Raw genomic sequence first — 22,255 nt, 5'->3', positions numbered from 1 at the left:
TCCCTGGCGGAGCAAGGTGCGAAGCGAGCTACGCCGATCAACGGATCAATGCCGCGACCAGGCGCTGCAACTGCGTGAAATCTTGATGTGCCGCGGTCCTCGGCCGACGTCGCGGCATGGATCCCCGGGTCAAGCCCAGGGATGACGAATGTGAGTGAAGGGCGGCCGCCGACCTCTTGACCGGCCTTACCGAAACGCCGCCAGCGGGTCGCTCTGCTTCAGTCGCGAACACTTGCGAACTCCGCCGGATCGATCGTCACCTCGCGCGACATCAATGCGTGTGGCGCGGCAGCATATTGAGCCCATGGCCCGCGTTGCAGGGACAGCGCTGTGACCGAGCCTTCAAACTAAAACAAGAGCGTTTGCTCTCTATAAGCCCGGTCTTGATGTGAAAGCCTGTTACGACGTTTCAAAAGGTTCGATCAGGGCATTGGAGATGCCCAATGGCTTAAGAGCATTCAGCACACGGTCCGATACAACAAGCCTGTAGTCGTTGGCTATTCCAAAGTCGTCTTGCCCCGCCCTTCCATTCACCCTAAGCCATGCGAATGGGGGAAGTTTCTGATCCGGCTGCATCTCGTCGAACAATTCGGATGTGGTCACCTCGACTTTGTCGAACGCCACTCCCGAAAAACCCTCATTCAGAATTTTTCCCTTAGCTTCCTCCGTGACCAGGTAACATGGGAATGACTCCACCATCACATCCCCCATCCAACCATCGAACTCATAATTTAGGCGCGTTACCAGAGGGGGATGAACATTTGAATCCATAACGCTATTGTCGCCGATGCTGCCTGAAACTTCTGGTTCCAAATAGAAAAATTTCATTTTTTACCTATCGGAGGATTAAAAAGATGGCCATATTTTCGGTCTATTTCTTCAGCTTTTTCCAACAACTTCTGCAGCGTAGCCGTCGGGTTTTGCCGATAGAACGCATTCCACTCGCGTCGGATCGTACTTAGATGGAGGACGGAATTCAACTCCCTTGGTATCCCTCTTAGATTTTCAAGAGAGTGCATCATCTCTTCACTAATAACTCCAATGTATTTTCTGAGAACTTGTTGCTCAATTCGGTGATGAATAAATACTAATCCAACCAATTCCGGATAATTGTCAAAGAAAGTTTTCTTATAATTTCTAGAGAAAGCCTTTAGCGTTGGTTCTATTAATTCATCGGCAATTCGCCCACCCTTAAAAAAGGCAGCTCCTAACCACCGAAGTTGGTCGGCACCTCCGCCAATCGCCCTCGAGCCAGGAGTGACCGGCAGTTGCTCCAGAAAGTACCCAGGGGAATCTCGCAGCTCTCGGAGAGCCAATCCTATATCGTGCGGGGCTCGGCCCAGAGCTTCGAAGCCCTCACTGAGATAGTCGCCAAAGTCCTCCGCGGTCTGTCGAAACGCGGACTTGGGCTCGGCAGGAGCCGTCGATGCAGGCGATCGGTCCCCTGTCGCCGCAGTGGTGATTGGATCAATTTCTACTGGCCGATAAGGTTCGGCTTGGCTTGGCTGTGGATATAGATCGTCCTCCCCCCTATCGCTGGAGGTCGGCCCTGCCGAAAGGTCAACTGGGACAGTGTTCCTGTCAGCCCGCGGTATATTTTTCTCGCCAAAACGCTCGGCTATGCTTCGGACCACGGCCTTCGGTAGAGGTTGGGGATTTTGGATACCCAATTGCCGTTGCGCCGCAACCGAAAGGGCGATCGCCCGGCTGTATGCCTCCCGATCGTTGACCCCCAACTTGTCGACCTCGCTCCAAGCGACATCGATCTCGGGAAAAACCGCACGAACGTAGCCCCCTGGGTCTGCCCGCCTCAGACTAAGAGCCCTCAGCGCAGCCACCGCCACGAGCTGATACCGCGCCAGATCTTCATCGGAACTCCCCGGTCCAGGCTCGGCATCGCGTAGCGAAGCGTGGATTGCCTGGTTCGGCATGGTACGCATCGCGAAAGCTTGACGACCTACATCGATCTTCCGGCTGAATTCCTGGTAGCGCTTGCCGCCCTCCTCAGCGCCATATACGGCAGTGAAGTCGGCAGGGCTCGGCATTGTGCCGGAATAATTTCCAGCGTCGGCGACGGCATCCGGAGCGTTCTGATCCGCGAGATCGATATTGACGCGCGCTTCGATCAGCCTGGCCGCGGCCGCGGCGCGCGCCTGGCCAAGTAGCCGACGAACATCGTCGGGCAATAAATCGGCAAGCGGCTCGGTTCCGGGATCTCCGACCGCCGGTCCGGCACCCAGCATATCGAGCGCCCGCTGCGGATCCCTGGCGATCAGCGCCTCGAAGCGCGCCTTGGCGGCGGTGCCAAACCACTCCTTCGCCATCTGCTGCCGGATGCCGGGATCGACCCCCATCCTGTCGATGAGGTCGAGGCCCTCCTGCCTGGCCGCTTCGAAGGTCACGTGATCATGCGGATCGGCATCGCCGATGGCGATGGCGCCGGTCTTCAGCACCTTGCCGACCTCGACCTGCTCGTAATCGCGGCGCCGCTGATTTTGCTGCTGCGCCATGCGTATCGAGCCTGCTTCGCGCAGCGCGGGCTTGCGGCTGGCAAGGCCGGGGCGCAGTTCGGCCGGCGCCTGTTTGACGAAATCGTCGAACAGCGTGTCGAACAGGCCGGTCTTCACCACCTGGCCGGTGCGTGGATCGACCTGCCCGTACATGGCGTCGTGCAGGCCAGCGCCGTCGGCCGCCGCGTTGGCCACGGCGTCGGCCTCGGCCTGCGCGAGCTGGCCATTCAGCCGGCGCGCTGCGATCTCGGTGTCGAAGGCCTGCTGCTGCGCCTGGCGCAATTCATAATGCCCGGCAAGCGCCTGCCACTCGTCGTCGAGTGGCTGGACCGCCTCGCCGGGCGGCGGCGAGTCCGGACCTGGCACCGGATTGCCGGCATCGCGCCGCCGCTGGCCGACGGAGAGAGGAATGACGTGGACCATTGGCTGTCTCCTGCCGGCTGGCTCTGGACGAAGGGCGCGCGGCAGCGGCGATCGCGGCATGGCCGGATCGCACGCGCGCTGCCGCGTCGCGGGTTTGGATCGAAGGGTCTGGAGAGATCGGGCGCGCCCGCCGGAGCTGCGGGCTAGAGGCGCAAGGTGGCCCGGCGTCTAGCCGTTCGGGGCTCCCTGACGGAGCAAGGCGCGAAGCGACCTACGCCGGCTATGGGATCAATGCCGCGCTCAAGGGCATCGTAAGGGCGTGAAATCTTGATGTGCCGCGGTGCTCGGCCGAGGTCGCGGCATGGATCTCCGGGTCAAGCCCCGGGATGACGAATGTGAGTGAAGGGCGGCCGCCGACCTCTTGACCGGCCTTATCGAAACGCCGCCAGCGGGTCGCTCTGCGCCGCCGGCCGCCGGGGTCCGGCCTTGAACTCCGCCGGATCGACCAACGCTTCGCGCAGCATCATCACGCCATAGCGCGTCGCGGCCATCAAATCGTCGCGCAGCTTCACCACCTGGCCGTCCTTTCGGTGGAACAACCTGTATTCCTCGAACCAGTCGCCAAGCATGGAAAACACCTTGAAGCGGCCGGATTGCATGCGGTCGAGCATCTCCATCAGCCCGGCCTCGACCGAGACCGAGCCGTCGGGAAACTGCGCGTGGCGCGGCAGCATGTTGAGCCCATGGGCGGCATATTGCCGGGACAGCGCGGTGCCCGCGCCTTCCAGTGTTTCGCGGCGGCCGTCGCGCGGCCAGGCGAAGGGCAGCCAGTCGCCCCAGGGCTTCAGGGTCAGCGCCTGCATCGCCGGCGTCTGCTGCGAGGCCCTGACGGCTTTTGTGACGTAGACGACATCGGCTTCCGTGTCCCAGGCGAGCTCCACCGCGGCGGAAGGATGGTCCCAGCCGAAATCGAGCGCGCCGAGCCTCGGCCAGTAGCGCGGCAGCCGGAACGGCTCGCAGGCGATCAGTTCCTCGGCCACCGGAAAGATGCGGCCCGAGCCCAGCACCGGAATGCCCTTGGCACGGGCCTCGCGCTCATGCGCGGGATAGGCCGCCACAATCGCCGCGCGTTCTGCGGGCGAATAATGCGCGGCATCGTCGATGGTCATGAAAGTGACGTGGCGAGACATGGCGGGGCCTGAATCAGATTGCGAGGTGTCGATCGCACCCGCTTGTTAAGACAAGATTTTCAGGCGGGCATGCGGCAGCTCCCCCTTCTCCCCTTGTGGGAGAAGGTGGATCGGCGCGCTGCGCCGAGACGGTTGAGGGGTGTTCCAGCGGAGTGAGGCGTTGCCGCCAAACTGGAGCACCCCTCATCCGACCTCGCTTCGCGAGGCCACCTTCTCCCACAAGGGGAGAAGGGAGAGCGCCGGTCTTGCAGCCGCCTCACCCGGCCGCCGCCATCTCGGCCCGCATTTCGGCATGCCGGCGCACATGCTCCAGCGTCAGTTCGGGCCCAATATGCGACAGCTCGGTCGCGGCCGCTTCCGCGGCGTGCGTGGCGGGTTCCACCACGCGGTCGAACATCTCCTGTTCGTAGAGCTTCACGGCCTCTTTCCAGTCGCTGGCCTCGACCAGATGGCGCGCAAGCTCGGCGGCGTCGAGCATGGCGGCATTGACGCCCTCGCCGCCGAACGGCGACATGACATGGGCGGCATCGCCCAGCAGCGTCACGCCGACGCGGTTTTGCCAGTGATGGCCGACCGGCAGCGCATGGATGGCGCGCGCCACGATATGGTCATTGCTGGCCGCGATCAGCGCCAGAAGCGCCGGCGCCCAGCCGTCAAACTCGGCCATCAGCCGCGCCCGCGCCGCCGCCGGCGCTGAGAAATCGAACGTCCTCTCCGCCCAGTCGGCCGGCACGCGGAAGATCGCATAGCCGCGCAGATGCGCATTGGCGTTGCGCTGCACGATCATGCTTCTGCCATCGCCCTCGGCGCCGATCTTGCCGCGCCCGACCAGCGCAGAAATCGCCGGGTGGCGGGCGTCGACATCGTCGATGCCGAACTCGATGAAGGTGAGGCCTGAATATTGCGGCCGGTAGCGCGAGACCAACGGGCGCACCCGCGACCAGGCGCCGTCGGCGCCAACGACCAGATCGAACGGCCCGAGCAGGTCGACGCCGAAGGCCAGGTCGTAGGCGCCGTCGGGGCGCGCATAAACCTCGCGCAGCTCCCTGCCCCATTGCACCGTGCCATCCGGCAGCGACGCCAGCAGGATTTCGCGCAGCGCCGAGCGGTTGGCTTCCGGCCGGTCGCCGCTGTCGTCGTCATCGGCCATGATCAGTTGGCCGTCCTTGTCGTAGAGCCGGCTGCCCTGGTCCTCATAGCGCGCGATGCGCAGGAATTCCCGTTCCAGCCCGGCCCGCCGCAAGGCGAGCTGGCCGGATTCGGCATGCAGGTCGAGCGTGCCGCCCTGCGGGCGGGAAAGCGCATGCTCCTCGCGCTCGAAGACGGTGGCGGCGATGCCGTTGATGTGCAGGATGCGCGCCAGCGTCAGCCCGGCCGGGCCGGCGCCGATGATGGCGATGCGTGGGGTTCTTTCGGTCATGGACAGAGGTCTCGCATTGATTTATATAGGAGCCTATATAATATCCATAGGTACCTATGCAACCCATGATCGACTGGAATCTGTTTTCGAACCCCGCGCCCCTCATCAACATGGCCTCGCGCAGCTTCGCCCGCCTCGGCGAGCGGCGCGTCAAGCCGTTCGGTTTCTCCATCGGCCAGCTGCCGGTGGTCTATCTGCTGCGCCATGGCGGGGCGATGTCGCAAAAGGACCTCGCGCGCCAGGCCAAGACCGAGCAGCCCTCCATGGCGCAGATGCTGTCGCGCATGGAACGCGACGGGCTGGTGCGCCGTGCGCCCGATCCGGATGACGGTCGCGCTCAGCTGATCTCGCTTACCGAAGCGGCGCTGGAAAAACTGCCCGCGACCCGTGCTGCCCTGGACGAAGGCAATCAGCATGCTCTCGCCGGCTTCAGCGAAGACGAGGTTCAGATGCTTGTCGGTCTGCTCAGGCGGCTGAACGAGAACCTCGATGGGATGGTGGCGCGGGAGGAATGAGCGTCGCGCAGTTCCCCTCTTTTCATCCGCGCACTCCTGCGCTAGGTAACGCCCCGCATCAAACAAACCGATGCTTGTTGGCCCACGCGCATTGCGCACGGCCGTTACTCTACGCGGGTGGGAAAGCCACCCTTTGCCATGACAGATTTATTCAAGGCGATGCGCCTGTCCGAGGAGGACAGCGAAACCGGTCATATTTTCTTCAGCGAAGGCGGCAAGATTCTGGTGCCGCTCCACAAACCAAAAACCGGCATGACTGGCCAGGAGATGTTGCAGAGGCTGCTGTCGCGATCCGGTAATGATGACGGCTCGTTGGCCAACGACTTTCTCGTCGAGCTCGGCAGGACGGTTCCACTGGAAGCCCTTCGTCAACTGCTGACATCCGCCGATCCCCGGACGCAATCGACGGGCGCGTTTCTCGCTACGTTTCAAAACCAGAACATCAGCGCGATGGTGGGCGATTTGGCGGCGCTGTTGCGACACAAAAATCCACAAACGCGCTTCGATGCCGTGGAGTCCATTCTGCGATGCAGCACGCGTGATCACGGCCGTTACCTGGCGGAGGCCCTGTTTGCCCTCGATGACGAAGATCACGGCGTGCGGATGGGCGCCATCCAGTTCGTGCGCTTTGCAAAGGACTGGCAATTGAAGCTCGCGCGCCGGCACGCCGCGTCGCTCAGGCCGCACACGCCGTTTTCGACGATCGCCGATCTGACCAAGGAGTGGCACGAAGACACGTCCGGGATGATCCGAGCGATGCTGGACCATGCCGAGCCTATGGTACGGCGTTACGGGCTAGGGTTGGCCAGCCGCGCGAGACTGATGGTTGTCGACGCCTTCGTCGAATGGGCGCAGGCCTCCAGTGATGCGGAGATCGCCGAATTGGCAACGAACTGCCTGAAGCGCAACCTCATATCGCGCAATGCCGTCTGGCACTCGTCCTTGCCGGCAAAGGCCGGGACGCTTGCCTGACCCAGCCGGCCCATCTCGACCATCCGGGTGGGCCGGTCATTCCTGGCGAACGACCCTACCCCTTCCCCATCCTCTCGACCTCGCCCGCGCTCAGAAACAGCATCACCACATCGCTCATTCCAAGCAACGGCGTAAAGGTCACGATCGTGATCCCGCCCGTAGCATTGGTGCGCGTCAGGCCCTCGGAGTAGATATCCAGTGGCGGCTCTTCGTCGAACCAGACGCCGTGCAGCGTCTCGCCCTGCCATTTCTCGCGACCTTTTTCGAAACTCTTGAACGACAGCACGCTCTCGCCGGACTGGACATCGCCGCCGCCGCCATGGCGCACCACGACGCTGTCCAGCGCGCCGGGCGCGCCGCGCCCCATGATCGTGTCGACGATGGCGTCGCCCGGGATCATGCCGGTGCCCCAGGCCGACTGCTGCTGCGGCGGGCCGACCAGCACGCGCTGCGGGTTGTCGCGCGTGCCCTCGCCGGTCACCCCGGCGGCCCACAACCGTACCGCGGTGTCGAACACCTTGCCTTGCCACCACTGGGGATAACGGCCCGTCAGGTGCATGGCCCATTCGGCGCCGCCGGCCCGTGTCTTGCCGAGCTGGTTGCCGGCCATGAACAGGCGCTCGCGGTTGACCGCGCCGGCCGCGTGAAATTCGGCCTGGCGTTCATAGGGCTTATATGCCGCCAGCTGGTTATGGCGATGCCGGCGATCCAGCTCCGCCAGCAGCGCCAGATACTCCTTCTTCGCGTTGACCGGCGGGCTCTTCGAGGAACGGCCTGAGGACGGCTTCGAGGGCGCGGATTCGGCTGCGGATCTCCTCATCGCTCAGTATGTCCAGTTGGTTGATGGCGGCATCGATGTCCTTGGGCAGCACGGACAGCACGATCTTCAGATACTGGTCCGGCTTGTCGGCCCGAACCTCGGCGATGACGCCGGCGCCATGGGCGCGGAAATCGGCGCGAACGGCGGCGAGAAAATCGTCGCCCAGCGTTTTCTTCGTCCGTGCGCGCGGCTTGCGGGGCGGCGGGTCGTCCATGACGGCTTTGGCTTTTGGCGGTTTCGCCCTGCGGCGCAACGGCTCCGCGACGGTTTCGTCAGTCACGGGCATGCGCCACGCTATCGCCCTCGCCACCGGCCGCCTTCGGCGATCCGGCCCGCTTGGGCGGCTTTTTCGACCTGGCGGGCTTCTTGCGCCGCTTGGCGGCTTTCGGCTTTGCCGTTGCGGCCGGCCGCAAGGCCCTGAGCCGCGCAATGGCGAGGTTCACCATCTGTCCGCCGGTCGCGGCCTCTGGAAAGGCGAAGTTGCCGGCTCCATCGCGCGCCATGCCGATCCGCACGCCCGGCGCGACCGGCTCGACGCTGCCCAGACGCTCTTGCGGCGCGGCACCTTCGAATTCGCCGATGGCGCTGACGATCTCGCGGCCGTCGTCGTCGGTGATGATGGTGGCGTAGCGTTGGGTCATTGGATCCTCGCAAAGGTCGCGTTCTGTGGCCCCCTCCGGCCTGCCGGCCCTCTCCCCCACAAGGAGGGAGATCGGCAGCTTTGGCGGCAACGCCTTTCCTGCAGCGTCGGAGATTGGCGAAAGCCGGGATGACAGCCAATCTCCCCACCTGTGGGGGAGATGTCCGGCAGGACAGAGGGGGTCGCTGTAGAGCACAAACACAACAGACGACAGCGGCCAAAAAACAAAACCCGCCTCGGCGGCGGGTCGTTGGCGCAAATCAGCACCATGGACGAGATGGTAGCATGGCTGCCTTCACCCGGTCAACTCAAAAAGGAACAAATTCCTATATCGTCAGGCCTCCTCCTCGATGGCAATCTGGGCGACCTGCTCCGCGCCGCCATTGATGCGCGCGGCGATGACATGGCCGAGCGCCACCGCCCCCACGCACAGCACCACCGACAGGCCGATGTTCAGCGCCGCGCGGCCGAACCCGCCGGCGCGAAGGAGGTCGAGCGTCTGCAGGCTGAAGGACGAAAAGGTCGTATAGCCGCCGCACAGCCCGATCATCACGAACAGGCGCAGGCTTTCGGAAGCCGGATAGCGCCCGCCGGCCAGCGTCAGCGTGCCGAAAAAGCCGATCAGCAGCGAACCTGTGATGTTGATGATGATCGTGCCCCACGGCAGCTGGCTGCTGATGGGCAGCGCCCATGTGGAGACGAGGTAGCGCGCCAGCGTGCCGAGCGCGCCGCCGACCATGATGATAAGACAATTCGAAAAAGACATGCTCGATCCTCTCTTGAGGCGAGCGCGAAGCCCGCCATGGCGGCGGGATCGACAGACTCCCACCGCGGTTTTTCTCGCGGCAGGAGTCATCAGCCATCACTGGCGGTTTCGGGAGAACTCCATTCCCATCACGGGTAGGATGCCAGACGTCCGGGCCTGCGGCAAGGCGACCGGCGGCGCAAATCAGCGTCATCGTGAAACGACGGCAACTCGCCTCACCCGGCAATCGGACGGTCGTGTCCGCCTTGAAAAGCGGCATTCGCTAGCCGGCTTTTCAGGAGCCCGCCCCTGTGGGATCATGCAGGCAAGCTCATGGAATGATTCCCGTCACGGCCTTTATGGGAGAGGACGATGGACAGACCAGCCATGGCATCCGTCTATCGGATGCGGCATGCTCCAGCCACGGTCTCCGGTGTGCGCAGCACCGGCCAGGGCCAGGCCGACCCGGTGATCCGGGTCAACTCGCTCGGGGAAGCGGTGCACTTTCTCGCCAATGCCTACCCCAACTACGACATCAGCGGCGCGACGGTCACCTGCGGCGATCCGTCGATCCCGCGCCTCGGCTGCCTGGAGGTCAAGGCGGTATGGCGCGAATATGGCGAGCGCCTGACGCGGGAATAGCGCCGCCCTCTCCGTCCGGCTTGGCATGGCCGCTTCCCCGCCTTCGGATCGGAAACGGCGCTGACGCGTTTCCCCTTGCGATCAATGAGGGAGCAACCACCATGAACGTCGCCAACCTGCAACTCGAAGGCCTGCTGATGGCCGTCGCCTCGATCAACCATGTCCTGGTGCGCAAGGGCGTGCTGACGGCGGAGGAAATCGACATCGCCCTGCGCAAAGCCGAGGCCTCGGAAACCGGCGAGGAGCGATCCGGCGGCATGTCGGCCTCGAGCCGCGACGCCGTCAATTTCCCCATCCGCCTGCTGGAACTCGCCAACCAGTGCCAGCCGGAGGCTGACATGCCCTCCTTCTCGAAGCTCGCCCGCATGGTCGGCCAGATGAAAGAGCCCTACAACGACCAGCTGTAGGGCATCAGATGTGAGGTCGGCCCTGCCTTACGCCCTGCCTGGCCAGCCCAAATTCAGCGCCAGCGCCCTGCCCGGCCCGTGGACCGCGGCGAACAGCAGACCGGCCAGGAACGAGAAATGGTCGACGAAGAAGCCGAACTCGGCCTGGTTGCCAGCCCAGTGGCTGGGGCCATGGAAGGCAAAGGCCAGGAACAGCACATAGGCGCCGGCGACAAGGGCGGCCTGCGAGAAGAAGGCGCCGCTGAGGAAGCACAGCACCAGCGCGACCTCCAGGATCGCCGCACACCAGGCAAGGAACAGCGGAAACGGAAAGCCGGCGGCGGCGATAAAGCCCGCGGTGGCCTCCATGCCCATGAACTTGAAGGTGACCGCCATCAGGAAGACGGCGGCGAAGATCAGGCGGGCGACGAGAAGAGCCGCGGTCTGCCAGGGCGATTGAGCGATTTGCGACGACATGGGGTGTTCTCCAGCTTCATGTGCCCCAAGGACGTGCCGTCGGACACGCATCCGACATGCCGGCTGAAGTTTTTTCACCGTTTGCCGGCTGATGGTATAGTGCCGCACCGTTCCAGGGGGGAATCAGGCATGGCCAAGACCTTGACCATCGGCGCGCCGCAGCATCCGGTGACCGGCGCCGCCTATGAACAGGACTGCAGGGACATGCTCACGCCCCATATCGACGCGCTGCTCGACAAGGTCGAGGCCGCGGGCTGGGACCGCGCGCAGGCAGCGACGGCCCTCATGTATCTCTCGGCCAAACGGCTGAAGCCGGCCTGATGCGGGCCGCGGCGCCCTCGCATCCGGCCACCTTTACGAATCTTTAATGATCGCGAAACTTGTCCGTAACCCTGATCGTGCTATTGTTAGCTGGGGCTAATACACCGCTATGTTCGGTGTGCGATCTGGGTGGGTAAGAAATTGGGCGCAAGCGTCAGATTGGGGACGAAGTCCTATCTGGTCCGGTCACCGGTGCTGGAATGCGAGGGTTGCGGCGGAACCGGGCAGGTTTTCCAATGCCCGCGCTGGACAAGCTCCAACGGCCAGTGCTGTCCGGCCGGCACGCATCAGCGCGGCTGTCCGGGCGCCAGCGCCCCTTGCGCGGAATGCGGCGACCCCGCCGGCAGCCAGGCCCAGCCGCTCCATCCACAGGTCTGACTGCCCGTTTTGACGCGCCGTCAGCGCATTGATGGAACCGGCAGCGCCGATCGCTGTTATGGCTGATCGCGGCGTCGTGCGCGCAACCACAGCGGTTGCGCCAGCCTGCCGCTGAAAGCGAGGCCCGTCATGCCCGACGACAAATCGAAGACCAGACAGGACCGGAAGCTTGTTTCGAGCGAGGAGACTTACGAAGTCGCCGCCTTCGCCCGCAAATACGGCATTCCGCAAAGCGAGGCGCAGACCATCATCAAACGCTACGGCCCCTCGCGCAAGAAGCTCGACAACCACATGGCCGCCCGCACGTGAGGCGGCCGCCGGCCATTCGCCTCCAAGGCGGCGACGAATGCTGTGGGCCGCGTCAACCGGGCCCGGCGGTACGGTGAACAGGATGTCTTTTTCCCGGTTTCTCATCCTGGCCAACGAAATGGCAGACGAGCATCTGTCCCGCCCGGCCCACGGCATGCCAGACTGACCACTGAGGTGGCTGAGGCCAGACTGGCGACAATGGAGGGCCGAACCATGTCCGACACCATCCGCAGGACCGGCAGTTGCCTGTGCGGCGGCGTGCATTTCGTCGTCACCGGCCAGCCGTCGCGGGTCGGCCTTTGCCACTGCAAGGATTGCCGCAAGGCCGGCGGCTCGGTCTATTCGGCCTTTGCCATGTGGCCGCGCGAGGCCTTCGAGAGTTCGGGCGAGGTCGCCAGCTACGGCACGCGCAGCTTCTGCCCGACCTGCGGTAGCCGCGTCGCCTGGCTCGACGGCAAGGAGGCCGAGGTGATGCTCGGCAGCCTCGATGTGGCACCGACCGACCTCGTGCCGGACTATGAATTGTGGATCGTCCGGCGCGAACCCTGGCTGCATGCCTTGCCGGACACCGAACAGTTCGAACGGGACCGGCCGGCTGGAGAGGCCTCCGGTCCGGCCACGCCCAGAGCCGGATGAGGCCTTTGCCGGGCCAGGCTTCCGGCGACTGAAAAGTGATCCTTCGCGGGTTGGAACCCTCCCCCGCCAGCGACGTTAACCGGCGCCCCCATCATGGAGACGACCGTTGAACGACAAGATGTTTCCCCGACCGATCCGGCTGAAATTCGCGCCGGAGCGCGAGCGCATCGTGCGCAGCGCCTGGGAAGGACTGGAATGCCTCGGCGACTGGCCGGCCGGCCAGGGCCGGGAGTACCGGGCGGCCTTGCGCAGCTGCCGCGACGCCCTCGACGGCTGGACACCGCCGGAAAAGGCGATGCGGGCGATGATCGACGCCGCCCGCCAGGCACGGATCCTTCAACAGGGGTAAAACTCATGACCCATTCGATGCTGTCGGCACCGATACGGATCAGGCCACATGGTTCGGACACCATCCGTGACGTGGCGACCCTCGAGGACGCCAGCCAGATCCTCATCGACTGGCCGCATGCAAAGCGCGGGCCTTTCTACCAGGCGGCCCGCGAAAAGATCGAGGCCGCGCTGGAAGACAGGCAGGCAGCCGCCCACGCCCAGGAGGCATTCACGGCGCTGTGCGATCACGCCGGCGTCCTGGTCCGCTGAAGCCGGCAGCTTCTCCGCCGGGTCTAGGCTCCTAACGCGCAAACAAAAAGCCAGGCGACATCATCGCCTGGCTTTCGTTTGTCGGACCTGATTGCGATTGTTTGCTCCCACTACTTGGCGGGCAGGTCACCATCCACGATGGGGTGCGAGGCTTCGAACCCGAAGCTCTTCGGCGCCATCAGCATCAGGGCGATCACGATCGCGATCGAAGCAAGAAATGTGGCGGTGCTGGCGATGTCTCTCACGGGTCCCGTCCTTTCGAATTCAATTCGTAAAGAAAACGTTTCCCGCAATGCCGGGTTCCATGGGACCCAGCTAATGTATCGCTGACCCCGCCTATTGTTTGGGTGGCTGGGCCGGCACCTGCCCCGGCTTGATCACCGGCGTCTTGCCTTCGTCCGGCGCGGGCGCCGCCATGCCCTGGTCGCCGGTGGCCGGCGGCTTCAACACACCGCCGCAATAATTGAGCTTTTCGCTCAGATTACCGTTACCGGGCTGCTGTTTGCCGCTCTGCTCTGTCTCAACCCGGCATTTGTCGGTGGGCTCGGCCTGCTGCTGACCCGTCTGGGCCAACGCCGGCCCTGTCAGCGACAGGATCAAGGCGTATGATGCAATGGCGAGAGGTTTCATCCCGGCCTCCTTTTGTTACGCAGCCGCCGTGGCGGCAAATTCCCTCCGCAGGGACAACGCCAGCGGAGCGAAAAGGTTGTCGGCCGAGCTGTGCAGGTCTGGAAAGCCGTGATCTATCTATTTCCGCGGCCTTTTGGGGGATGCCGGGCTTGAACCCTTCCTGCCCTCCCCGGCCAGGTTAGCCGGAAGTTGGAAGCGATGCAGCAACCCGGCCACGGCCAGCACGATCAGCGTGGCGAACCCGGCCACCTGCCACAACCCCAGGCCGCAGGCGACACCGATCGCACCGGCCAGCCACATGCCGGCGCCGGTCGTCAGCCCGTGGACCTCTCCGCGGGAAAACAGGATCGAGCCGGCGGCAAGGAAGGCCACACCCGCCGTCACCGCCTCCACCACGCGGATCGGATCGACCTTGACCGACGATTGCGCGAACATCGGCGCGTGGATGATCTCGATCGTCAGGATGCCGAAGGTGGCAGCCGCCACACAGATCAGGATATGGGTGCGCAATCCGGCCGGCCGGTTGCGCCACTCCCGCTCGAAGCCGATGACCGCTCCATAGAGCGTCGCCAGCAAAAGCCGCGCCGCGATGACCGGAAACGACGTGTAGGTGGGATGGCCGAATTCCTCGACGAGCTGTTCCATGATGTTCCCCGGGTGGACGTGAATGCTGCAAACGCAATCGGCCATTTCTGGTTCCCCGACGGCTGTCGAACAGCGGCCCGCACCGGACTGCAGCGGTTGGATCGCAGGATTGACCGAGGGCCGGACCAGTCTCCGAAGCCGGCCTTCCCTGGACGACCGACCCTCGCGAACCGAAGCTGGAACCATGCGCCGGTACCGAAGTTGCCTCCTTGATCGACCAACGAGGAAGCTGGCCATGAACGACCGCGAAAATGATCTCGACCAAGTCTGGACGCTGATGGAAAAGATCGGCTTCTGCATGCTCGCGACGCGCGAAAGCCGCGATATTCGCTCGCGCCCGATGGCCGCGCATGCGGTGCGCGCGGAAAACACCGTGTATTTCCTGACGGATGCAGGCAGCCACAAGGACGAGGACATCGAGGCGGACCCTAACGTGTGCCTCGCCTTTGCCGATGCCGGCGACCAGAAATACGTGTCGGTCAGCGGCCATGCCGAGGTTTCCAATGACCGGGCCAAGATCAGGCAGTTGTGGTCGACGCCAGCGAAAGCCTGGTGGAAGAGCGCCGACGACCCCTCGATCCGCGTGCTGAAGATCACGCCGAAGGACGCCCAGTACTGGAACAGCCCCGGCACCGTGGTCAGCTATGTCAAGATGCTGGCCGCGGCGGTGAGCGACACCCGACCGGCGATCGGCGACAGCGGCAAGGTCAGCATGTGACTGGATCGCGCGCTGACAATCGGATCAGCGGCTGTAGATCCCGATCTCGTCCTGATGCAGGGGGCCGGCCGTGCCCTTGTTGGCGTCGCCAGCCTGCTTCTTCAGCGCTGCATCGAGCTTTTCGCTGCCCTTGCCATCGGGGTCGACGGCGGCGTTGACGAGATCGTCGAGCGTGACACCCAGTTTGTCCAGCCCGAGTTCCTTTTCGATCCGGGCAATGGCCAGTGCCGAGTCGGGCTTGGCCTTCAGCGCATCCACGGCCCGTTTGATGTCGGCGCCATACTGCGTCATTGATTTGTAGTCGCTTCGCTTGATGCCGAACTGCTCGCCCAGGCGCTCGATCAGCTTGACCTTCATTTCCGTCGCGTCGACATTGTTGACGCTGAACATGGCGTCGGAAATCTTTGCTCGCGCCTGCGTGAAGGGTGAACCGGCCGAGGCGCCGGCAAAACCCGAAACGCCAAGGATGCCAGTGGAACCATCGTCCGCCGTTCCGCCTGGGCTGCGAGGCTGCTGCAGGATAAGCAGGGCCGAACTGTTGACTGGCGCTATGGGCATGCCTGGCCTCGCTGGCCGGCCGCGTTCCACATCGAACGGCGAACCGGGAACCCGAGCCAAGGCATCATGCCCCGAACCGCCTTGTTTTGAACCGACATGGTGTAGATTTTCCTAACGTCATTGCGCCGGAACCGACGACCGCGCCAGGAGCCGCTCAGTCCGGCTGGAACTCGGGGTCATTGCGTTGCCCCAAGGGCGCCCGATCGGCCAGAACGTCCCGCCGCGGGCAGTCCTCGAAACGGTGGTCGCGGCCGCCGCAGAACGAACAGCACATCGCTTCGCGGCCCTCGTTTCCAGGCCACCATTGCGGAGTTTCGTAGGGTTTCCTGTCGTCCATGCCCAGCAATGCGCGACGCGCGATTTGGTTGCGCCAGCCGGCGGCCACCCGCCGCGCAATGACGAGACTGTGACGGAACCACCGGGACAGGACGCGTATTATATGGGAAGTTGTGCGATGCTCGTAATCGCCCCCTGAACAGGGGCTGGAGACCGGAAAGCGCCATGTCCATTTGTCGTATAACCTTGCTGACAGCAATCGGTGCCGTGCTTGCGGCAACCAGCGTGGCCGAGGCCCGCCCCGACAGCCGCGCCATGAGCTGCGCCCAGGTCCAGGCGACGATCCAGAGCCATCGTGCCGTGGTGCTGACCACCGGCCCGAACACCTATGACCGCTATGTCAGGCAGTTCGGCAATGAGTGCGACTGGCCGGAGGTGCCGATGTCGGCCTATATCCCCTCACGCGACGGGAAGTGTCCGGTCTATCGCTGCCAGGAGCCGGTCGGCGCCTTCTCGGGGATGGACTAGTCTCCCGAATTGACGGTCGGGCGAATTGACGGTCGGGCGCGCCGACGCCATAAGCATCCTGCCATTCCCGCTTCGTCTAATGGTAGGACAGCGCCCTTTGAAGGCGTGAATCGTGGTTCGAGCCCATGAGCGGGAACCAGGCTTCCGGCAAGCCATGTCGGGCTTTCGCCGCCGGTCTTCCTGAAACCATTTCGCCGACCCAGCGTTGACGGGCGGGGCATAGCAGCCAACAGGGAGAAATCCGATGACCGTCAACTGCCGCGTATCCATCGACAACCGGCCGGACGCCACCAATGCCGTTTTCCAGGCGGTGCCCCGGATAGGCGAAAGCGTCTCGCTCGCGGTCGACGGCAGCGCGCAGGACTTGCGGGTTTCGCGTGTCGTGCATGTCCCCGATGGATCGCCGGAAGGAGCCGCGATCATCGTCGAGGTGACGACGAACATCCTCTAGAGCAATTCCAGGAAAAGTGTGAGCGGTTTTTCCTGGGCAAAGCGCACAGCGCTTTGCCCTTGGGAATTGCGTAAAAACAAAGAGATAGAGCGTTTCGCCGTTTTCGTGAAACGGTGAAACGCGCTAGCAGCAGGGAACGCGGTTTTCCGGGAGAAGCGCGCGGCGCTTCCCCTCAGAGTCCGAACCCCACCGCGTCCTCCACCTCGGCGCCGCTTTGCGGCACGCTGATTGATGCCAGCGGCGCGACCAGGCGCCAGCTGAGATGACCGGCCGACCGTTCCAGCGTGGCGGAACCGCCGAGCGACTGGGGCGCCACGCGCTGCAGCACGACCGTGCCGAACCCTTTTCGCGTGGTCTCGTCTCGGCGGTCGTCGGCATAGGGAGCGGATTTTTCTTCCCAGACAAGCTGGAATTCACGCCCACCGCTCGCGTCGGTGCCGATCGTCCAGTTGATCTCAACCCGGCCGCCATCGCCGCGCAGCGCGCCATATTTGGACGCGTTGGTGCCGAGTTCGTGGAAAGCCATGCCCAGATTCTGCACCGCGTTCGACTGCAATGTCAGGACGGGTCCCGACAGCAGGATCTGCTCCTCGCGGCCGAACGGCTTCAGATGCTCCTGGATGAGGTCGAACAGGCTCGCGCCCGCCCATTCCGAGGTGACCAGCAGGTCGTGCGAGCGCGACAGCGCCATGATGCGGGCGCGGATCAGTTCCTCGAACTCGCGCGGATCGCTCGAACGCTTGCTCGTCTCCCGCACCATCGACAGGATGACCGCGAACTGGTTCTTGACGCGATGGTTGACCTCGCGCATCAGCAGCTTGATGCGGCGCTCGCTCTCCTTGGCCGCGGAAATGTCTCGGGCTATCTTGGAGGCGCCGACGATCTTGCCATCGGCGTTCTTGATCGGTGATATCGTCAGCGAAACCGCGATCAGCGTGCCATCCTTGCGCATCCGCGTCGTCTCATAGCTCGCCACCCGCTCGCCATTGCGGACCCGGCCGATGATCTCGGCCTCCTCGCCCTTGAGGGGATCGGGGATGAGCATGAGGATGGACTGCCCCACGGCTTCCTCGGCGCTGTAGCCGAACATGCGCTCGGCCGCCAGGTTCCAGCTGCGGATGACACTGTTCAAATCCTTGCTGATGATGGCATCGAAGGAAGAATCGACAATTGCCGCCAGCCGCGCATCGGCGGACGCGTCCAGTCTCTGGTCTTCCCCTGCCACCGTCATCCTGCCCTAATTAGAGCGAAACCCGGCCAAGGCAATGCGGCCGCCCGGCCATCAGCCGGCCCGCGTAAAGTCAATCCTTGCCGGGCGCCTTGTCGGGCGACAGCACGCCGAAATCCTGCGACTTGATCCCCTGCTCCGCGGAAAGAAATCCATCGGCCAGAAGGCCACGCCGCAGCAGCTCGCGGACGGCCGCGGATCGGCTTGGCATGCGCTTGTCGTAGCGCCAGTTCTCCAGCGCCGTCAGTTCCTCGGCCGACAGCATGATCTGCAATCTTTCCGGACGCTCAAGCTCAGCCATCGGGCCGTCTCCACACGATGCCGCGACATCAAGTTAGTATTTGTCTAACTACCCTATCAATTAGGAATATACCCCCAACGCGTCAAGACCTGTTCGTGGGCAAAAGAGGCATCAGGCAAACAAGGTGGATGAAACGCTGGAGGCATATTAGCGTCACTATACTAACTAATTGATTTTACATTATTTTTTCAAGATCAACCTTGCCATTCACGGATCCCTGGTGCATTGTGGCGACAAAGAAAAATAACCTTCGGGAGGTCGCCATGAGACGTGACTGCTCCATCAAGTTGCACAACGACGTCGCCGCGTTGACGCTGAAATCCTTTCAAATCAATGGCATCGTCCAGATCAGCGCTGTTGCCGAAGAAGTCAGGCGGGCCAACATCGAGGAAAACATCGCGCTGGAGGACGTCGAATCCCTGGTCATGCAGGCAGCCCAGCTTGTTGGCGCGGCCATCGAGTTCGATAGCCTGGCCTTGCCGGGCGCCGCCCTCGTCGTGGGCACCTCGATCGCCCTCCCCGAGCTTCCGCAGCCGGCCCCGCTCCACTAGGTACCGTTGCACAGCCGCGGCGGAAAAACGTCCTGCGGCAGGACGCATTGCCGGCCGGGACGGCGCCGGAGGCTGTGGGAATTGAGCGGGCGCCTATATACTTCTCCAGAGTCCCAACCGGAGAGCGCCGCAATGACCCTCAAGACACGCAAGCTCGGCAGCCAGGGGCTGCGGGTCTCGGCCATCGGCCTCGGCTGTATGGGTATGAGCCAGTCCTATGGGCCGGCGAACGAGGCCGAATCGATCGCCACGCTGCACCGCGCCATCGAACTCGGCTGCACCTTCCTCGACACCGCCGAAGTCTACGGCCCGCACACCAACGAGGCGCTGCTCGGCCGCGCGCTGAAAGGCCGGCGCGAGGAGGTGACCATCGCCACCAAATTCGGCTTCCGCATCGAAAACGGCAAGCAGCTCGACGGCGTCGACAGCCGGCCCGAACATATCAGGGCGGTGGTGGAAGCCTCGCTCGGCCGGCTCGCCACCGACCATATCGACCTGCTCTATCAGCACCGTGTCGACTCTAAGGTGCCGATGGAAGATGTCGCGGGTGCCGTCGGGAAACTCGTCGCCGAGGGCAAGGTGCGCTTCTTCGGCCTCTCGGAGGCGGGTGCGGCCAACATCCGCCGGGCGCATGCCGTCTTCCCGGTCTCGGCGGTGCAGAGCGAATATTCGCTGTGGGAGCGCAATCTGGAGCCGGAGATCATTCCCCTGCTGGGTGAACTCGGCATCGGCCTGGTGCCGTTCTCGCCGCTCGGCCGAGGCTTCCTGACCGGCGACGTCAAGCGCGCCGAGGACTATCCGCAAGGCGACTACCGCCGCAACGACCCGCGCTACCAGGGCGCGAACTACGATGCCAATGTCGAGGCGGCCGGCACGGTGCGCGACGTCGCCACGGCGCGCGGCGTCAAGCCGGGACAGGTGGCGCTGGCCTGGCTCCTGGAAAAGGGCAACGGTTCCGGCATCGACATCGTGCCGATCCCCGGCACCAAGCGCCGAAAATATCTGGAAGAAAACATCGCCGCCGCGTCACTGAAACTCGACGCCGCGGAAATGGCCGCGCTGGATGAAGCGCTGGCGCCGGAGAAGATTGCCGGGCCGCGCTATGGCGAGCGCGGCATGGCCATGGTGGATCGGTAGGGGGTCAATTCAACCCGACCGTGAAGCGCTGAATGGCTCTAGGCTGAAAACGCAACGCTCACGCCACGCTGGCGGAAATAGGCCTGCATCAACTTGCGGCCCTGGCGGTTGTTCTGCGCCAGCTTGGCGGGATCGAACACCGCCTGCTTGACGCCCTCCCGCGTCAGCGCCGCCTTGAGCGCCGCGATATGCGCGTCGAGGTCGGCATTGTCGGCGCGCAGCGACGCATAGATGTTGTCGGTCGCCTCGGCCACGGTCGGTTCGCTCACTTTTTTCGTCCTCAGATTGGTCGTGCGGCGGCTTAGCACAGATTCGCCGCGCCGCAATACCGGACGGAGCGCCATGGCAAGGGATGGGTCGCCACCCCTTGGGAAAGAAGGACCGCCTCACGCGGCGCGGAAATGCTCTTCCTCGGACGGGCTCATCATCCGCTGGATCTCGGCCGCGAAGGGCAACTCTCCAGGCATCTTGCCGACATAGTCGGCGACATCGCCCATGCGCCGCAGCGTGCGCCAGTAGACATCCTCCATCAGGCTGTGGGCGAATTCGCCGTTGCGGCCGATGCTGTAGAGGCCGTCAATGCCGGTCGCGGCGGCAAAACGCTGGCGCTGCTCCTCATATTTCAGCAGATAGACCGGATAGGAGATCGGCGTGCGGATGACGCCGCCGGCGCTGATGAAGTGGCGGCGCATTTGCGGATAGAGCGCGCAGATGCCGTCGAGACAGGCTTCGGCAAGCTTGTCGTCCGGCATCGTCCAGTTGCCGTCGCCGACCTCGCAGCCAATGTCGAAGGTGATCAGCGTCTTGCCTTCCGGCGCCAGCCAAGGCATCGAGATCGGCGTCTCGGTCAGCCTGAAGAAAGGCAGCGAACGGTCCGGTACCCACAGCATCGTGTCGGGCAACAGGCCACGGCCGGTAAAGCGCAGATTGACGAAGATCATCGGCCGGTAGCGGAAGGCCGCCATCGGCTCCAGCGCGGCGCTGCCGCTGACCAGCCGGGGCAGCACATGGACCGGCGCCGTGCTGACCACGGCGGAAACTTCCGTAACCTCGCCATTGACCCGGACCGCCTTGACCCGGTCGCCTTCGACCAGGATTTTCTCGACCGGCGACTCCAGACGGATCAGGTGCCTGACCTCGTTGGCCATGGGTTCGAGCAGCTTCGACATGCCGCCTTCTGGATAGACGTGGTAGACGTCGGCGCTCTCGGGCATTTCGTGCGAATAGCCGTTGCAGACCGCGCGCCTTGTGACGATGGCCGCCGCGTTGAGATAGAGCGACTTCAGGATGCGCGGCCCGAATTTCTGGCCGATCGCCGGCGACAGTTCGTCGGCCGCCGCCCCCGACCACGCTTCCGCCAGCGGGATGGCGACCTCCTCGGCCAGCGTCTCGCCATACTTCTTGCGGAACCAGTCGGCGGCGGAGAAGACCTGCCGTTCGCGGTAGCGTTCGGCGATCGCCGGCGCTGCGAAGCGGGGCGACAGCATCAGCCCGAACGGATAGGAGTAGGATTTGCCGCGCAGATGCACCGCCTCGCCATAGTGCTTGACGGTGCGGCAGACGCCGCCGGCGCCGAGTTCGTCGGCCAGCCGGTTGGAGACGAAATGCGCCCCGAAATCATAGGAAAAGCCCTCGGCGTCCTTGAAGGACGAGGCCATGCCGCCGATCGACTTGCCGGTCTCGAAGACGATCACTGGCAGGCCGCGCCTGTTCAGGTCCAGCGCGGCGGTCAGGCCGGCAATGCCGGCGCCAAGCACAGCAATCGGTTTCATCGTGAGCGTCCCCCCGGCAGATGAACTCTCGCCGAGGACTAGGCGGCAAGATTTACGGCCGCTGAAACCGATTTGCTAAAATCCGAGCTTTTGCCGGCAAACAGAGCGCGCCGGCCGCTCACATTGTCGTGAGCAGGCTTTGTTTGGAGATGATGCCAGGTCGCATCGGCCGGCCTTCGGTCAGCGCTCCCCGGCAAAGATCACGATGCCGGCGGCGCTGGCGACCGTCAGCACCTTGCCCAGTTCGAGTGTCGGCTTGCCGTTCTCCAGTTCGGACAGGAAGCGCCTTCCGACCCCGGCGGCATCGGCGAAGACCTGTTGCGCGATACCCCTGCGTTTACGGGCCGCGCGCACCAGCCGGCCGAGATCCGCCGGCGAGCCGATCGCGCCCGGCTGCGGTTTGCCAGCCTGTTGGTCATCTGCCGGCGGGGCATCTTGCCATTGATCGTCGATCGATTGCCGACCGATCGCCTCTCTGTCCCCGCCTCCCGCCTGCTCGCCAGGCTGTTCCGCTTCATCCATCAACGGCGGCAGAT

The 22,255-nt window shown here is 64.0% G+C and carries 32 protein-coding genes, 1 tRNA gene and 1 riboswitch; of the genes, 15 read left to right on the top strand and 18 right to left on the bottom strand.

Annotation, left to right across the window (positions count from 1 at the left end; translation table 11 throughout):
* Positions 1 to 399: 399 nt before the first annotated feature.
* The 4 genes from FFS37_RS26765 to FFS37_RS26750 all read right to left on the bottom strand — a co-directional run bounded on the left by FFS37_RS26765 (position 400) and on the right by FFS37_RS26750 (position 5,483).
* The gene (locus tag FFS37_RS26765) at positions 400 to 828 is read right to left on the bottom strand and encodes a hypothetical protein (RefSeq protein WP_137933965.1); all 429 of its coding nucleotides are present in this window, start codon (positions 826 to 828) and stop codon (positions 400 to 402) included.
* Complete coding sequence (locus FFS37_RS26760) at positions 825 to 2,933, bottom strand: hypothetical protein (protein ID WP_137933964.1); 2,109 nt, start codon at positions 2,931 to 2,933, stop codon at positions 825 to 827. Before FFS37_RS26760 ends, FFS37_RS26765 begins: the two co-directional genes overlap by 4 nt.
* Positions 2,934 to 3,304: 371 nt before the next feature.
* A complete protein-coding gene (locus FFS37_RS26755; protein WP_137933963.1) occupies positions 3,305 to 4,063 on the bottom strand; it encodes a phage terminase large subunit family protein in 759 nt (252 codons plus the stop codon).
* Between the two features lie 256 nt (positions 4,064 to 4,319).
* Positions 4,320 to 5,483 (bottom strand): FAD-dependent oxidoreductase, encoded by a 1,164-nt coding sequence (locus FFS37_RS26750; protein ID WP_137933962.1) that lies wholly within the window; start codon positions 5,481 to 5,483, stop codon positions 4,320 to 4,322.
* A gap of 65 nt (positions 5,484 to 5,548) precedes the next feature.
* Between FFS37_RS26750 and FFS37_RS26745 the strand changes: the two genes are divergently transcribed.
* Entirely contained in the window at positions 5,549 to 5,998 is a 450-nt protein-coding gene (locus FFS37_RS26745; protein WP_137933961.1) for a MarR family winged helix-turn-helix transcriptional regulator, read from the top strand.
* Positions 5,999 to 6,136: 138 nt separating this feature from the next.
* Positions 6,137 to 6,970 (top strand): HEAT repeat domain-containing protein, encoded by an 834-nt coding sequence (locus FFS37_RS26740; protein ID WP_137933960.1) that lies wholly within the window; start codon positions 6,137 to 6,139, stop codon positions 6,968 to 6,970.
* A 55-nt stretch (positions 6,971 to 7,025) separates the two neighbouring features.
* Here FFS37_RS26740 and FFS37_RS26735 read toward each other — a convergent pair whose 3' ends face one another.
* The 4 genes from FFS37_RS26735 to crcB form a co-directional block, all read right to left on the bottom strand.
* Complete coding sequence (locus tag FFS37_RS26735; protein WP_232375781.1) at positions 7,026 to 7,682, bottom strand: terminase large subunit domain-containing protein; 657 nt, start codon at positions 7,680 to 7,682, stop codon at positions 7,026 to 7,028.
* Positions 7,660 to 8,070 (bottom strand): hypothetical protein, encoded by a 411-nt coding sequence (locus tag FFS37_RS26730; RefSeq protein ID WP_232375778.1) that lies wholly within the window; start codon positions 8,068 to 8,070, stop codon positions 7,660 to 7,662. Before FFS37_RS26730 ends, FFS37_RS26735 begins: the two co-directional genes overlap by 23 nt.
* Complete coding sequence (locus tag FFS37_RS26725; RefSeq protein ID WP_137933958.1) at positions 8,063 to 8,431, bottom strand: hypothetical protein; 369 nt, start codon at positions 8,429 to 8,431, stop codon at positions 8,063 to 8,065. The genes FFS37_RS26730 and FFS37_RS26725 overlap by 8 nt, the downstream gene beginning before the upstream one ends.
* 333 nt (positions 8,432 to 8,764) lie before the next feature.
* Complete coding sequence (gene crcB, locus FFS37_RS26715; protein ID WP_137933957.1) at positions 8,765 to 9,196, bottom strand: fluoride efflux transporter CrcB; 432 nt, start codon at positions 9,194 to 9,196, stop codon at positions 8,765 to 8,767.
* Between the two features lie 73 nt (positions 9,197 to 9,269).
* Positions 9,270 to 9,332, bottom strand: a riboswitch (Fluoride riboswitch).
* A gap of 215 nt (positions 9,333 to 9,547) precedes the next feature.
* Here crcB and FFS37_RS26710 point away from each other — a divergent pair.
* Together FFS37_RS26710 and FFS37_RS26705 are read left to right on the top strand one after the other, a co-directional pair.
* On the top strand, positions 9,548 to 9,817 hold the full coding sequence (locus FFS37_RS26710; protein ID WP_137933956.1) for a hypothetical protein: 270 nt from the start codon (positions 9,548 to 9,550) through the stop codon (positions 9,815 to 9,817).
* A gap of 101 nt (positions 9,818 to 9,918) precedes the next feature.
* Positions 9,919 to 10,224 (top strand): hypothetical protein, encoded by a 306-nt coding sequence (locus FFS37_RS26705; protein ID WP_137933955.1) that lies wholly within the window; start codon positions 9,919 to 9,921, stop codon positions 10,222 to 10,224.
* A 27-nt stretch (positions 10,225 to 10,251) separates the two neighbouring features.
* Here FFS37_RS26705 and FFS37_RS26700 read toward each other — a convergent pair whose 3' ends face one another.
* Complete coding sequence (locus tag FFS37_RS26700) at positions 10,252 to 10,680, bottom strand: DoxX family protein (RefSeq protein ID WP_137933954.1); 429 nt, start codon at positions 10,678 to 10,680, stop codon at positions 10,252 to 10,254.
* Between the two features lie 129 nt (positions 10,681 to 10,809).
* Between FFS37_RS26700 and FFS37_RS26695 the strand changes: the two genes are divergently transcribed.
* From FFS37_RS26695 to FFS37_RS26675, 5 genes are all read left to right on the top strand, one after another.
* Positions 10,810 to 11,001, top strand: a complete 192-nt coding sequence (locus FFS37_RS26695; protein ID WP_137933953.1) for a hypothetical protein — start codon at positions 10,810 to 10,812, stop codon at positions 10,999 to 11,001.
* 507 nt (positions 11,002 to 11,508) lie between these two features.
* Positions 11,509 to 11,688 carry a DUF3606 domain-containing protein gene (locus FFS37_RS26690; protein WP_137933952.1) on the top strand — a complete coding sequence of 60 codons (180 nt, stop codon included), beginning with the start codon at positions 11,509 to 11,511 and terminating at the stop codon, positions 11,686 to 11,688.
* A gap of 213 nt (positions 11,689 to 11,901) precedes the next feature.
* On the top strand, positions 11,902 to 12,324 hold the full coding sequence (locus tag FFS37_RS26685) for a GFA family protein (protein ID WP_137933951.1): 423 nt from the start codon (positions 11,902 to 11,904) through the stop codon (positions 12,322 to 12,324).
* Positions 12,325 to 12,430: 106 nt separating this feature from the next.
* A complete protein-coding gene (locus FFS37_RS26680) occupies positions 12,431 to 12,673 on the top strand; it encodes a DUF982 domain-containing protein (protein ID WP_137933950.1) in 243 nt (80 codons plus the stop codon).
* Between the two features lie 5 nt (positions 12,674 to 12,678).
* A complete protein-coding gene (locus FFS37_RS26675) occupies positions 12,679 to 12,924 on the top strand; it encodes a DUF982 domain-containing protein (RefSeq protein ID WP_137933949.1) in 246 nt (81 codons plus the stop codon).
* Between the two features lie 110 nt (positions 12,925 to 13,034).
* Here the strand turns inward: FFS37_RS26675 and FFS37_RS36500 are convergent, their stop codons facing one another.
* The 3 genes from FFS37_RS36500 to FFS37_RS26665 all read right to left on the bottom strand — a co-directional run bounded on the left by FFS37_RS36500 (position 13,035) and on the right by FFS37_RS26665 (position 14,199).
* Positions 13,035 to 13,169, bottom strand: a complete 135-nt coding sequence (locus FFS37_RS36500; RefSeq protein WP_269750924.1) for a hypothetical protein — start codon at positions 13,167 to 13,169, stop codon at positions 13,035 to 13,037.
* A 91-nt stretch (positions 13,170 to 13,260) separates the two neighbouring features.
* Complete coding sequence (locus tag FFS37_RS26670; protein WP_137933948.1) at positions 13,261 to 13,554, bottom strand: hypothetical protein; 294 nt, start codon at positions 13,552 to 13,554, stop codon at positions 13,261 to 13,263.
* A 117-nt stretch (positions 13,555 to 13,671) separates the two neighbouring features.
* Positions 13,672 to 14,199, bottom strand: a complete 528-nt coding sequence (locus FFS37_RS26665; RefSeq protein ID WP_137933947.1) for an MgtC/SapB family protein — start codon at positions 14,197 to 14,199, stop codon at positions 13,672 to 13,674.
* Between the two features lie 235 nt (positions 14,200 to 14,434).
* Between FFS37_RS26665 and FFS37_RS26660 the strand changes: the two genes are divergently transcribed.
* Positions 14,435 to 14,917, top strand: a complete 483-nt coding sequence (locus FFS37_RS26660; RefSeq protein ID WP_137933946.1) for a pyridoxamine 5'-phosphate oxidase family protein — start codon at positions 14,435 to 14,437, stop codon at positions 14,915 to 14,917.
* Positions 14,918 to 14,941: 24 nt separating this feature from the next.
* Here the strand turns inward: FFS37_RS26660 and FFS37_RS26655 are convergent, their stop codons facing one another.
* Positions 14,942 to 15,475 carry a hypothetical protein gene (locus tag FFS37_RS26655; RefSeq protein ID WP_137933945.1) on the bottom strand — a complete coding sequence of 178 codons (534 nt, stop codon included), beginning with the start codon at positions 15,473 to 15,475 and terminating at the stop codon, positions 14,942 to 14,944.
* A 501-nt stretch (positions 15,476 to 15,976) separates the two neighbouring features.
* Between FFS37_RS26655 and FFS37_RS26650 the strand changes: the two genes are divergently transcribed.
* From FFS37_RS26650 to FFS37_RS26640, 3 genes are all read left to right on the top strand, one after another.
* Positions 15,977 to 16,279, top strand: coding sequence for a hypothetical protein (locus tag FFS37_RS26650; protein WP_137933944.1), 303 nt, complete (start codon positions 15,977 to 15,979; stop codon positions 16,277 to 16,279).
* 65 nt (positions 16,280 to 16,344) lie between these two features.
* A tRNA-Gln gene (locus tag FFS37_RS26645) sits at positions 16,345 to 16,418 on the top strand.
* A gap of 105 nt (positions 16,419 to 16,523) precedes the next feature.
* On the top strand, positions 16,524 to 16,730 hold the full coding sequence (locus tag FFS37_RS26640) for a hypothetical protein (RefSeq protein WP_137933943.1): 207 nt from the start codon (positions 16,524 to 16,526) through the stop codon (positions 16,728 to 16,730).
* 172 nt (positions 16,731 to 16,902) lie between these two features.
* On the opposite strand, the gene FFS37_RS26635 is transcribed toward FFS37_RS26640, so the two are convergent.
* Complete coding sequence (locus tag FFS37_RS26635; RefSeq protein ID WP_137933942.1) at positions 16,903 to 17,961, bottom strand: PAS domain S-box protein; 1,059 nt, start codon at positions 17,959 to 17,961, stop codon at positions 16,903 to 16,905.
* Positions 17,962 to 18,031: 70 nt separating this feature from the next.
* The gene (locus tag FFS37_RS26630) at positions 18,032 to 18,259 is read right to left on the bottom strand and encodes a hypothetical protein (protein WP_137933941.1); all 228 of its coding nucleotides are present in this window, start codon (positions 18,257 to 18,259) and stop codon (positions 18,032 to 18,034) included.
* Positions 18,260 to 18,522: 263 nt separating this feature from the next.
* On the opposite strand from FFS37_RS26630, the gene FFS37_RS26625 reads away from it, so the two are divergent.
* Together FFS37_RS26625 and FFS37_RS26620 are read left to right on the top strand one after the other, a co-directional pair.
* Positions 18,523 to 18,810 (top strand): hypothetical protein, encoded by a 288-nt coding sequence (locus FFS37_RS26625; protein ID WP_137933940.1) that lies wholly within the window; start codon positions 18,523 to 18,525, stop codon positions 18,808 to 18,810.
* A gap of 132 nt (positions 18,811 to 18,942) precedes the next feature.
* Complete coding sequence (locus tag FFS37_RS26620) at positions 18,943 to 19,947, top strand: aldo/keto reductase (protein ID WP_137933939.1); 1,005 nt, start codon at positions 18,943 to 18,945, stop codon at positions 19,945 to 19,947.
* A 38-nt stretch (positions 19,948 to 19,985) separates the two neighbouring features.
* Here the strand turns inward: FFS37_RS26620 and FFS37_RS26615 are convergent, their stop codons facing one another.
* The 3 genes from FFS37_RS26615 to FFS37_RS26605 form a co-directional block, all read right to left on the bottom strand.
* Entirely contained in the window at positions 19,986 to 20,216 is a 231-nt protein-coding gene (locus tag FFS37_RS26615; RefSeq protein ID WP_137933938.1) for a hypothetical protein, read from the bottom strand.
* Positions 20,217 to 20,333: 117 nt separating this feature from the next.
* A complete protein-coding gene (locus tag FFS37_RS26610) occupies positions 20,334 to 21,719 on the bottom strand; it encodes a protoporphyrinogen/coproporphyrinogen oxidase (RefSeq protein WP_137933937.1) in 1,386 nt (461 codons plus the stop codon).
* A gap of 180 nt (positions 21,720 to 21,899) precedes the next feature.
* Entirely contained in the window at positions 21,900 to 22,241 is a 342-nt protein-coding gene (locus FFS37_RS26605; protein ID WP_171026434.1) for a helix-turn-helix transcriptional regulator, read from the bottom strand.
* Positions 22,242 to 22,255: the final 14 nt, after the last annotated feature.

Source organism: Mesorhizobium comanense (assembly GCF_005503535.1).
GTDB classification, from domain to species: domain Bacteria; phylum Pseudomonadota; class Alphaproteobacteria; order Rhizobiales; family Rhizobiaceae; genus Mesorhizobium; species Mesorhizobium comanense.
The sequence above is the reverse complement of the archived record's forward strand: the minus strand, read 5'-3'. Positions and strand labels throughout refer to the sequence as shown.

Excerpts from the sequence above, each read along its gene's own strand:
- FFS37_RS26700 (WP_137933954.1), bottom strand. The coding sequence starts at position 10,680 with ATGTCGTCGCAAATCGCTCAATCGCCCTGGCAGACCGCGGCTCTTCTC.
- FFS37_RS26625 (WP_137933940.1), top strand. The coding sequence starts at position 18,523 with ATGAGACGTGACTGCTCCATCAAGTTGCACAACGACGTCGCCGCGTTG.
- FFS37_RS26650 (WP_137933944.1), top strand. The coding sequence starts at position 15,977 with ATGTCCATTTGTCGTATAACCTTGCTGACAGCAATCGGTGCCGTGCTT.
- FFS37_RS26610 (WP_137933937.1), bottom strand. The coding sequence starts at position 21,719 with ATGAAACCGATTGCTGTGCTTGGCGCCGGCATTGCCGGCCTGACCGCC.
- FFS37_RS26675 (WP_137933949.1), top strand. The coding sequence starts at position 12,679 with ATGACCCATTCGATGCTGTCGGCACCGATACGGATCAGGCCACATGGT.
- FFS37_RS26685 (WP_137933951.1), top strand. The coding sequence starts at position 11,902 with ATGTCCGACACCATCCGCAGGACCGGCAGTTGCCTGTGCGGCGGCGTG.
- FFS37_RS26750 (WP_137933962.1), bottom strand. The coding sequence starts at position 5,483 with ATGACCGAAAGAACCCCACGCATCGCCATCATCGGCGCCGGCCCGGCC.
- FFS37_RS26695 (WP_137933953.1), top strand. The coding sequence starts at position 10,810 with ATGGCCAAGACCTTGACCATCGGCGCGCCGCAGCATCCGGTGACCGGC.
- FFS37_RS26760 (WP_137933964.1), bottom strand. The coding sequence starts at position 2,933 with ATGGTCCACGTCATTCCTCTCTCCGTCGGCCAGCGGCGGCGCGATGCC.
- FFS37_RS26725 (WP_137933958.1), bottom strand. The coding sequence starts at position 8,431 with ATGACCCAACGCTACGCCACCATCATCACCGACGACGACGGCCGCGAG.
- FFS37_RS26655 (WP_137933945.1), bottom strand. The coding sequence starts at position 15,475 with ATGCCCATAGCGCCAGTCAACAGTTCGGCCCTGCTTATCCTGCAGCAG.
- FFS37_RS26670 (WP_137933948.1), bottom strand. The coding sequence starts at position 13,554 with ATGAAACCTCTCGCCATTGCATCATACGCCTTGATCCTGTCGCTGACA.
- FFS37_RS26640 (WP_137933943.1), top strand. The coding sequence starts at position 16,524 with ATGACCGTCAACTGCCGCGTATCCATCGACAACCGGCCGGACGCCACC.
- FFS37_RS26755 (WP_137933963.1), bottom strand. The coding sequence starts at position 4,063 with ATGTCTCGCCACGTCACTTTCATGACCATCGACGATGCCGCGCATTAT.
- crcB (WP_137933957.1), bottom strand. The coding sequence starts at position 9,196 with ATGTCTTTTTCGAATTGTCTTATCATCATGGTCGGCGGCGCGCTCGGC.
- FFS37_RS26665 (WP_137933947.1), bottom strand. The coding sequence starts at position 14,199 with ATGGAACAGCTCGTCGAGGAATTCGGCCATCCCACCTACACGTCGTTT.
- FFS37_RS26740 (WP_137933960.1), top strand. The coding sequence starts at position 6,137 with ATGACAGATTTATTCAAGGCGATGCGCCTGTCCGAGGAGGACAGCGAA.
- FFS37_RS26765 (WP_137933965.1), bottom strand. The coding sequence starts at position 828 with ATGAAATTTTTCTATTTGGAACCAGAAGTTTCAGGCAGCATCGGCGAC.
- FFS37_RS26635 (WP_137933942.1), bottom strand. The coding sequence starts at position 17,961 with ATGACGGTGGCAGGGGAAGACCAGAGACTGGACGCGTCCGCCGATGCG.
- FFS37_RS26745 (WP_137933961.1), top strand. The coding sequence starts at position 5,549 with ATGATCGACTGGAATCTGTTTTCGAACCCCGCGCCCCTCATCAACATG.
- FFS37_RS26690 (WP_137933952.1), top strand. The coding sequence starts at position 11,509 with ATGCCCGACGACAAATCGAAGACCAGACAGGACCGGAAGCTTGTTTCG.
- FFS37_RS26620 (WP_137933939.1), top strand. The coding sequence starts at position 18,943 with ATGACCCTCAAGACACGCAAGCTCGGCAGCCAGGGGCTGCGGGTCTCG.
- FFS37_RS26710 (WP_137933956.1), top strand. The coding sequence starts at position 9,548 with ATGGACAGACCAGCCATGGCATCCGTCTATCGGATGCGGCATGCTCCA.
- FFS37_RS26705 (WP_137933955.1), top strand. The coding sequence starts at position 9,919 with ATGAACGTCGCCAACCTGCAACTCGAAGGCCTGCTGATGGCCGTCGCC.
- FFS37_RS26660 (WP_137933946.1), top strand. The coding sequence starts at position 14,435 with ATGAACGACCGCGAAAATGATCTCGACCAAGTCTGGACGCTGATGGAA.
- FFS37_RS26605 (WP_171026434.1), bottom strand. The coding sequence starts at position 22,241 with ATGGATGAAGCGGAACAGCCTGGCGAGCAGGCGGGAGGCGGGGACAGA.
- FFS37_RS26630 (WP_137933941.1), bottom strand. The coding sequence starts at position 18,259 with ATGGCTGAGCTTGAGCGTCCGGAAAGATTGCAGATCATGCTGTCGGCC.